The organism is Brevibacillus sp. RS1.1, from assembly GCF_013284365.1.
Taxonomy (GTDB): Bacteria; Bacillota; Bacilli; order Brevibacillales; family Brevibacillaceae; genus Brevibacillus; species Brevibacillus brevis_D.
Genome location: NZ_JABSVA010000007.1, coordinates 283,967 through 292,324 on the forward strand (window position 1 = coordinate 283,967; position 8,358 = coordinate 292,324).

Annotated in this window: 5 protein-coding genes; all 5 read right to left on the reverse strand. The window is 50.8% G+C overall.

All coding sequences use genetic code 11. The features are described from left to right. Positions 1-64 precede the first annotated feature (64 nt). The 5 genes from HP570_RS22160 to HP570_RS22180 all read right to left on the reverse strand — a co-directional run bounded on the left by HP570_RS22160 (position 65) and on the right by HP570_RS22180 (position 7,907). Positions 65-2,584, reverse strand: coding sequence for a PIG-L family deacetylase (locus tag HP570_RS22160; RefSeq protein WP_217364779.1), 2,520 nt, complete (start codon positions 2,582-2,584; stop codon positions 65-67). Between the two features lie 53 nt (positions 2,585-2,637). Further along, positions 2,638-4,365 (reverse strand): ABC transporter permease, encoded by a 1,728-nt coding sequence (locus HP570_RS22165; protein ID WP_016742976.1) that lies wholly within the window; start codon positions 4,363-4,365, stop codon positions 2,638-2,640. Between the two features lie 14 nt (positions 4,366-4,379). Next, on the reverse strand, positions 4,380-5,456 hold the full coding sequence (locus HP570_RS22170) for an ABC transporter ATP-binding protein (protein ID WP_015892768.1): 1,077 nt from the start codon (positions 5,454-5,456) through the stop codon (positions 4,380-4,382). A gap of 123 nt (positions 5,457-5,579) precedes the next feature. Further along, positions 5,580-6,704: an extracellular solute-binding protein gene (locus tag HP570_RS22175; protein WP_173627160.1), complete on the reverse strand. Its 1,125-nt coding sequence runs from the start codon at positions 6,702-6,704 to the stop codon at positions 5,580-5,582. Between the two features lie 24 nt (positions 6,705-6,728). After that, a complete protein-coding gene (locus HP570_RS22180) occupies positions 6,729-7,907 on the reverse strand; it encodes an ROK family protein (protein WP_172143178.1) in 1,179 nt (392 codons plus the stop codon). Positions 7,908-8,358: the final 451 nt, after the last annotated feature.

The window sequence follows — 8,358 nt, forward strand, 5'->3', positions numbered from 1 at the left end:
GTACGTTTGCATTTCATTGATGTAGCCATGGATCGACCCACGTTGGCCCGGAGTGGATGGGGCATTACTGCTTCTGACTGATCATGTTGACGAACAAGCGAAAAGCGCCAGGGACTAGCTGTGGAATCTCGCGGAACCAGGCAAGCGAGCTGTAGGTGTACGTCCCTTTTCCATAGTGCGCCGTGAGGAAAATGCCGCGGAACTCCGGTTCTCCCGGATCACTTGTCGCAATCAGCTCTGTATACTCGCTCCCCCAGCGAGAAGGATTGTAGATGGAGCGCTCCTGCACCCATCCATCCCAATCCGCTTGGGTAATCACGTTTGGCTCCTGGAGCATCGGATGGTCAGGGGCCAGCATACGGACGTCTGATTGCTCATTGGTCACCCGCCAATCGATCAGCGACTCGCCGATAAAAATGGGGTATGGCGCCAAGTGCGGCTTCCATTTGTCCTCCGGCTTATGATATTGAACGACGAGATTTCCGCCGTTTTCTACATAGTGCAAAAGACGCTGGTTGCTCTCGATTAATTCGCGACGGAATCCATATGCACGAATACCGAGAACAATCGTGTCGTAGCGGGACAAATCGCCCGATTGTATTTCGTTTGCGTCCAGATTGAGGCAATTCACCCCAACCGCGCGCAAGTATTTATCCATATTGTCAAAGCCGCTGGATACGTAGCCGATCCGCTGGTTTTTTGGGATGGCCAGATCAAAGGCTTGAACAGTCAGCGTAGCGGGCCGGATGAAATACGTACGACCGACATGCGGGTATTCAATGACCTGCACATCCTGTGCTATCTCTGTCACACCATCTGTCCCCACGACCGAAGCGCTAATCTGATATTTGCCATTCGTCACCTGGGGTGTGGTATGAACAGTAAAAGCGATTGTTTTCGTCTCGCTGCGAAAAGAAAACGGAACATCGACAAAGGCTGGCTCCGCTGTCCAGCCTGCCGGGACAATGAGAGCGACCTTGGCTGTAGAGCTTCCCGGACGGTACTGTTTCAGTGTTACCTTAACCGGGATCGTCTCATCCGTATGCAGCGTGTTTCGCACGACATCTGACGGGGTCAGCGTCACCGCATACGGTGGAAGCACAGCTACACGGCTTTCCGGCTCCACACGAATTGTACTGGCTGTCTCGAAGGCGAAATAGAGCACCTCGACATCGAGCACGGGCGGCTTGTAAGGATGGAACAGCTCCGTCTGTGCAGGAATGGATACCTCAAATACGGTGCACACCGTCTGATTGTAAGCAAGTCGTGGAAACGCAGTTGGGGTCAGCGGTTTCGCCGTCCATCCAGCAGGGACACGCATACGCAGTTGCACATGCTCAACCTCCAGCGAGCCGCCGTTGTACGCCGTTACGGTAACCGTTGTCGTCTGGCCTGCCACCCACTCGCCCGTCTCCGGCTTGATTTTCACGACCAAAGACAGAGCCTCCGCACTCGCACGGTTGAGCTGCGCTTCCTTGAGTCCTAGCCGATACATCAAATCCAGCTTTGTTTCTTCATCAAGTGGAGCCTTGCGCACTTCTTGTTGTGCAGTCGCAAGCAAAGCCTTCATGCGGTGAACCCTTTGTGCCACTTCAGCAAATCGCGGGTAGGCATTCAGTACATCTGTTGCCGCATCGTGCATACGGTGCAGCACTTCCGCGAGTTCTTTCCCGCCTTTTGCAGCAATACCCTGCGCCAGATCAGCAAAACTGACGGGCAATCCGGAAAAAAAGTCGCGCTCTTTTTCCGGTGCTGGGAAAACTGATGCATCCAAGCGGTAGTAATTGTAGGTCGGGCCCTCATCGTAATGAACACCCATACCCTGGGTCTTATGCATAAACCTCGATCGCTCACCAAGCTGCACATAGGATGAGCCGTAGATTTGGTCGTATTCCCCGACGGGTACCGCGACGTGATAATCATCATTGTCCATGATAGGCAAATACAGCTTTTTCATTTGCCACGGCAAAAGTCCAGCCTGCCTATGCGCAGGAAAGATCTGTGGATCGGCTGCTTCGTGGAAAGCGCGCTGTGTCAGTAACGTAATCGCCCGGTGATGTCCGTGTGTCGTCGGTTCATTTTCAAAGCAGGCGATGACGACATCGGGGCGTAGCTCCCTGATTTTTCGAATTAATCGCTCGTACACGACCTCTTCGCCCCATTTACGGAAGGTTTCTTCGGCGCATTTGGAGAACCCGAAATCATGAATGGGATCATCCAGCTCTTCGCTTAAGATACCCAGCGTCACATTGCTAAGAGAGGAGGCTTCTTCCAGCTCGCGCGTGCGGATAATCCCCAGCGCGGTACCTTGCTCGCAGCCGATTTCGTTTTGGCCGCCTTCCCCTCTCGTCGCGATCACACTCGTGGTATACACGCCTCTCCCCAGCGCCAAATAGGCAAGCATCGCACTGTGCTCATCGTCCGGATGGGCACCTGTATTCATGGCACTGGCAATGGTAGCAAGCGGCTTAATCGCTTTCCACAGATCGAGCAGTCCATGTTCCCCCTGCATGGTGCGAACAGATGCGGGAATAGGCGGGCAGGGCAGTTTGGTCGGCTGTACGATCGGTGATTTCTTGTCCATCGATTCACTGACATCCACGTGAAGCTCCCCCTTTTTCAAGAAAGCATCCAGCTTTACACGGCAGTTCCCGCTTTATCTCCGGTCAGTTTTCTGGAGATGAACAACACGATGATGATGACCACGATTTGCAAGACACCATAGGCGCAAGCGGTGCCGAATTCATTACTGTACATGCGTTGGAATACCGCGACAGACAATGGCGTTGTCTTCGGTGTGAAGATCAGAATCGAAGCCACGAACTCCCCGATACACTGGACGAATGCCAAAAGCGTACCTGCGAGAATTCCCCCCCATGCCATCGGGAACACGACACGTCTGAAGCTGTACCACCAGGAAGCACCGAGATTTCGCGCAGCCTCCTCGACAGATGGGTCCATCTGCATCAAAGTTGCATTGGTAGAGCGAAACACAAGTGGCAGATGTCGGACAAAATACGCCAATGGGATAATCCAGAATGTTCCGATCAAAACCTGTCCAAAGCTAAATGCATTCGGCTCACTGAACGCAGCAATCAGGTTGATCGCTACAACTGTCCCTGGCAATGCCCATGGCAGCATGATCAATACATCAAGAAGCGTTTTCCCGCGAAACTTGAGACGAACCATGGCATATGCCGCAGCTACACCGAAAATGACGATCCCGACTACCGCGATAGCAGACAACTGCAAGCTATTCAGAATCGGACGCCATGTCTTGCTATCCGTGAACAAATCCATGTAATGCGACAAGGTATACTCAGGAGGTAATATTTGCACCGTCCAGGTACCATCCACTGAGAAGGAAATGAGTACCAATACGAGAATTGGCAGCATCAGAATGATTGTACCGATAAAAGACAGCACAATCGTGGTGTAGCGTCCCGCTTTGCTCTTGATCTCGGTACGGTGCACGCTTACCCCTTTGCTCAAGTTCTGGTAGTTGCGCGCGCCTTGGTACCAACGCATGATCAAAAGAAAAGCCACAGAAACAATCGAAAGAATCGTAGACTGTGTCGCAGCCATGTCCAAATCTCCATTGGTGCGAGACAGATAGATTTGCATCGTCATCGTCCGGTCAATGCCGAAAATGAGCGGTGCCGTATAAGAAGCCATCGAAATCATGAAAACCAACAGAGAAGACGCGACCATGGCTGGCGTGAGCATCGGCAAAATAATGCGCCGCCAAACGGTAAAGCGATTCGCTCCAAGACTGGCTGCCGCTTCTTCCAAGGACGGGTCGAGTCCCTTGATTGCTGCTGTAGCGGTCATGAAGAAGTAGGTGTACATCGTAAACGTATGAACGACGACCACACCCCACATCCCTTTTAACGAGAAAGGAACCTGGGCTAGCCCGAACAGCTCTTTGATTGCCCGTGGAACGATTCCACTTTCTCCGTACAAAAAGGTAAACGAGAGAACACCAATGAGTGGAGGCAACGCCATCGGAACCAAAGCCAGCACAGAAAGAATTTTTCGTCCGGGAAACTCATAGCGCTCCAATAAAAACGCCATCGTAACGCCGACGATTCCGCACGTAATGACACTCAGAACCGATATGTAGATACTGTTCCACAACGCTTCCAGGTTGGCGGTATGCTCCAGACTGAAGAAGCGAATGTAGTTTTTCCACGTAATTTCCTCATCGATTTTGATACTCGCAACGAACGTTTCGAACAATGGATAAACGACATAAGCCAACAATATTAAAAAGAGTGGCGATACCAGCACGTAGACGAAGGCGGGTGAAGCGGTGATGGACTTTCGTCTGGCTGCTGTCGGCGCTTGCTGCAACTCTGCTCTCAAAAGCTTCTTCCCCCTTATCCGGCAAAATAAATGCTCTCTTTCGGTATATGTAGGCCGATGGCATCGCCGCGCTGTTTAATCGGTCGTCCTAGGTTGATGGACATGCTGCGCAGGCTCTCCGTTCCTACCTCCGTGACGTAATTGACACACGCCCCTGTAAATTCAGACATGACAACAGAGCCTGTCACTACATTTTGTCCCTCGTTGCCTGTACTCTCCAGAACGGATTCAGGACGAATGGACATGGTTACTTTCTCCCCAACTGACAGCTGTGCACGTGGAGAAGCATTTCCCTTCAATCCACTGAGCATTTGTCCAGAAGCCGTGCGAACCAGCACTTCATCGCCGTCAAACCCTGCAACGGTCCCTTCCCACAGATTCGTTTCGCCGATAAAAGAAGCGACAAAACGGTTTACAGGACGATGGTAAATCTCATGCGGTGTTCCGATCTGCTGCACTTCTCCGCTCTGCATGACCATGATTCGATCTGACATCGACATCGCTTCTGCCTGATCGTGCGTGACGTAAATCGTCGTAATCCCCAGCTCCAGCTGGAGTCTCTTGATCTCGAAGCGCGTCTCTTCACGAAGCTTCGCATCCAGATTGGACAGCGGCTCATCCAACAGCAGAATCTGCGGCTCGATGACCAGCGCCCGTGCCAGTGCTACCCGTTGTTGTTGTCCTCCAGAAAGCTGATCAATGCGGCGTTCGCCATAGCCTTCCAGACGGACCAGCTTCATGATTCGTTCTACACGCTCTTTTGCATCTGTTTTGTTCACTTTCCGAACCTGCAAGCCAAACGCGATATTTTCAAAAACAGTCATGTGCGGGAACAACGCGTAGTTTTGGAATACCATCCCGGTATTGCGCTTATGGGGAGGAAGAGATGTAACCTCCTGTGATCCAAAGCGGATATGGCCTTCCGTTGGATAATAAAAGCCGGCAATCATGCGAAGAGTAGTCGTTTTGCCGCAGCCACTCGGACCGAGAAAAGTAAAAAACTCTCCAGATTCGATATGAATGTGAACATCTTCGACCCCTTTTGCCTGACCAAACCTTTTGTAAACGTGATCAAGTGTTACGCTGCTCATCGGGTTGTGTTTCCTCCTTCATCGCAAGTCATTTCAAGCTGACGACCGTTTTCAAACAACTTCTATAAGTGACTAGACGGAAAGGACAACGCCTTCCCGCCTAGCTGCTTGGAAAAATCTTTCTTACTTCTTGCCTTTCCCCTTGATGTTTTCATCCCAATGCTGCATCCACTCTTTTTCTTTTGCAGCCATGACAGCCCAATCGATTTCCATTGGCTTCAGCTCGAGATTTTTCATGAAGTCTGGCAACTGGTCCTTGCTGATGTCTGTACGAGATGGGAATTGGAAGCGTTCCTTCGCCAATTGGGCAGCTATTTCAGGACTCATCAGGAATTCCATGAACTTTTTCGCTCCATCCAGGTTCTTCGCGCCTTTTACGAGAGCCACGCCGTCTACGAGAATCGGTGCCCCGCTCTTCGGATAAATGAAGTCATACGGATGGTTGTTCTTTTTGCTTTGGATCAGAACGTCCTGGAGGTTCCACAAGGAGATGACGCCCTCTTGACGATCCAGCTTCAGATACAGATTTGTCGGGTCTTGCGTGTACTCTTTTGTGTTGGCATCGAGCTTGGTCAGCCATTCAAAACCTTTTTCAGGAGTATCCGCCCCTTGACGGAAGATCATTGCGGAATAAATGGTACGCATTGTGCCGGACTGCAGTACGTTTCGAATCACGATCTTGTCTTTGAATTTCGGATCGATCAATTCGTCCCAATCTTGCGGCGCTTCTTCTGGCTTCATCACCTGCGAGTTGTACATGATGACCTCTGGCAAAAGCATTTCGCCGTACCAGCGATCTTGCGAATCTTTGTACAAATCTGGAACCTTGTCTGCAAAAGTCGGCTTGTATGGCTCCAGCAGATCTTCATTGGCCGCTGTTGCTAGAGCAGATTGGGTACCGCCCCACCAGAAGTCAGCCTGCGGGTTCGCCTTCTCTGCACGAACGCGCTCCAAAATTTGTTGGGCACCCATTTCGAGTGTTTCCACTTCAATGTTCGGGTACTTTTCTTTGAATTTTGGCAACACGATTTCAAAAATGTTTTTGTCCCGTCCGGTGTAAATCACCAGTCTTTGTGGGTCACCCGATGAATCAGCAGGTTGAGCAGCCGTGCCAGATTGGCCACCTGCGTTGTTGTCGGCAGGCTTTGCTTCCTGTCCTCCAGTGCCGCACGCAGCTACAGTCAGAGCCAAGGAGCTGACAAAAACGCCCTTCATCCATGTTTTCAGCTTGCTAGTTGTCTTCTTCAAAACGAACTCCCCCTTTTGTTCTTCTCACTCTTTGTCAAGCAGTCGTGTGAAAGGAAACGCTTCCAAAACACTGTGGACAGCACCAATTAAACCAGCTCGCTCCCCCAGACTTGCTTTTTCAAGATTAGGCACCTCGGGCACCCATTCTCTCAGCCATTCGTGAATTTGCTTCACCCCTTCACCATCGACGTGGACCATCTCCCCGCTCAGGATCAATATTTCCGGGTTCAAAATACTGATGATGTTCGCCATTCCGTACGCCCAATGTCGATACACATCTGCAAGAAGCTTCTTTGCTTCCGGATTATGTTTGGCGTGCCGGATCAGCTCTTCTATGACACTCGACCCTTCCTGAAGGTCAGAGAGAAATCCCTTAGCCTGCTCTTGGATGCCCGGAATCGAATAATGCGTCTCAAACACGCCTGACGCGCCATTCGGTCGATTATGTACCGGGCCGATCATCATGAAGCCGATTTCTCCTGCTGCCTCACGACTCCCCCGATAAAACTGTCCATCCAAAATGATCCCGGCCCCAATCCCCGTTCCTACGTACATGTAGACGACGTTGGTATGGCCGACTCCTGCTCCACGAACGTACTCGCCCAGTGTCATCATATTCACGTCATTGTCGATAATGACGGGCAGTCCGAGTCGCGCTTCGATGGTTTGTTGAATCGGTGAGCCCATCCAGCCTGTGCTAGGTGAAAAGCTGACGGTTCCACTGCCACGCTGTGTGACCCCTTGCAAACCGACGCCCATTCCGAGCAGGCGCTCTCGCGGGATGCCGCTTTCACGCAGCAAACGATCCAGTCCAGCTGCCAAATCTTCGATGACGGTTTCGCCATTCGCTGGTTGTGCCAGCCGTTTTCGATAGCGAGCCAAGAATTCGCCTTTCATATCTGCGATGGCCATATCCAAGGTAGAGCCTTCAAAAATCGCGCCAGCTATGGCGTACGCCTGGTAGTTGTACTCCAACAAAATCGGCTTGCGGCCGCCTTTGGAATCACCCATTCCTACTTCTTGCAGGAGTCCTTCCTGGATCATTTCATCTACGAGGGCGGAAACACATGGACGGCTGAGCTGTGTCTGTTTGGAGATATCCGCGCGGGAAATCTGCCCGTGCAAGACGACCTGCTGCAATACTTCTTCTTTATTCAGTTTTTTCACGAGTTTGCTATTACCTGTTTTTTTGGGAACTTGCACGCGTCATCGATCACCGCCACACAGTTAGTTAACATTACTAACAAAGATAACCAAATTATAGACACGGCGACCATCAATAGTCAAACAATTTACATTTGTCTTTCAGATATTTTTTGTATTTTTTAGTGTATATATTCAATGTTAAAAAATACTAAAAAATACGGTCGTCACGCTGTTGTGGTGGGGAGGAAACAGGAGAAAACACTCAGATTCTTGTCCCACCCGCTGTGGGATTCACTGCCCGACTCCATGCAAAAAGCGAAACCGCGTCCAAAGTGGTTCTTTCAGGATGTTTTTTCAGAGGTGGACGCTTAAGAGCGTGTTTCGCTTTTTGCATTACGTCTCGGTCGGTGTACCAAAGATCTTCGCTGTTTTCTCCTGTTTCCTCTACGAGCTTTTCGTGCTTAAACGGGGTTTAAAAGCCTTAAAAAAACGAAGAACGTATTCAGTA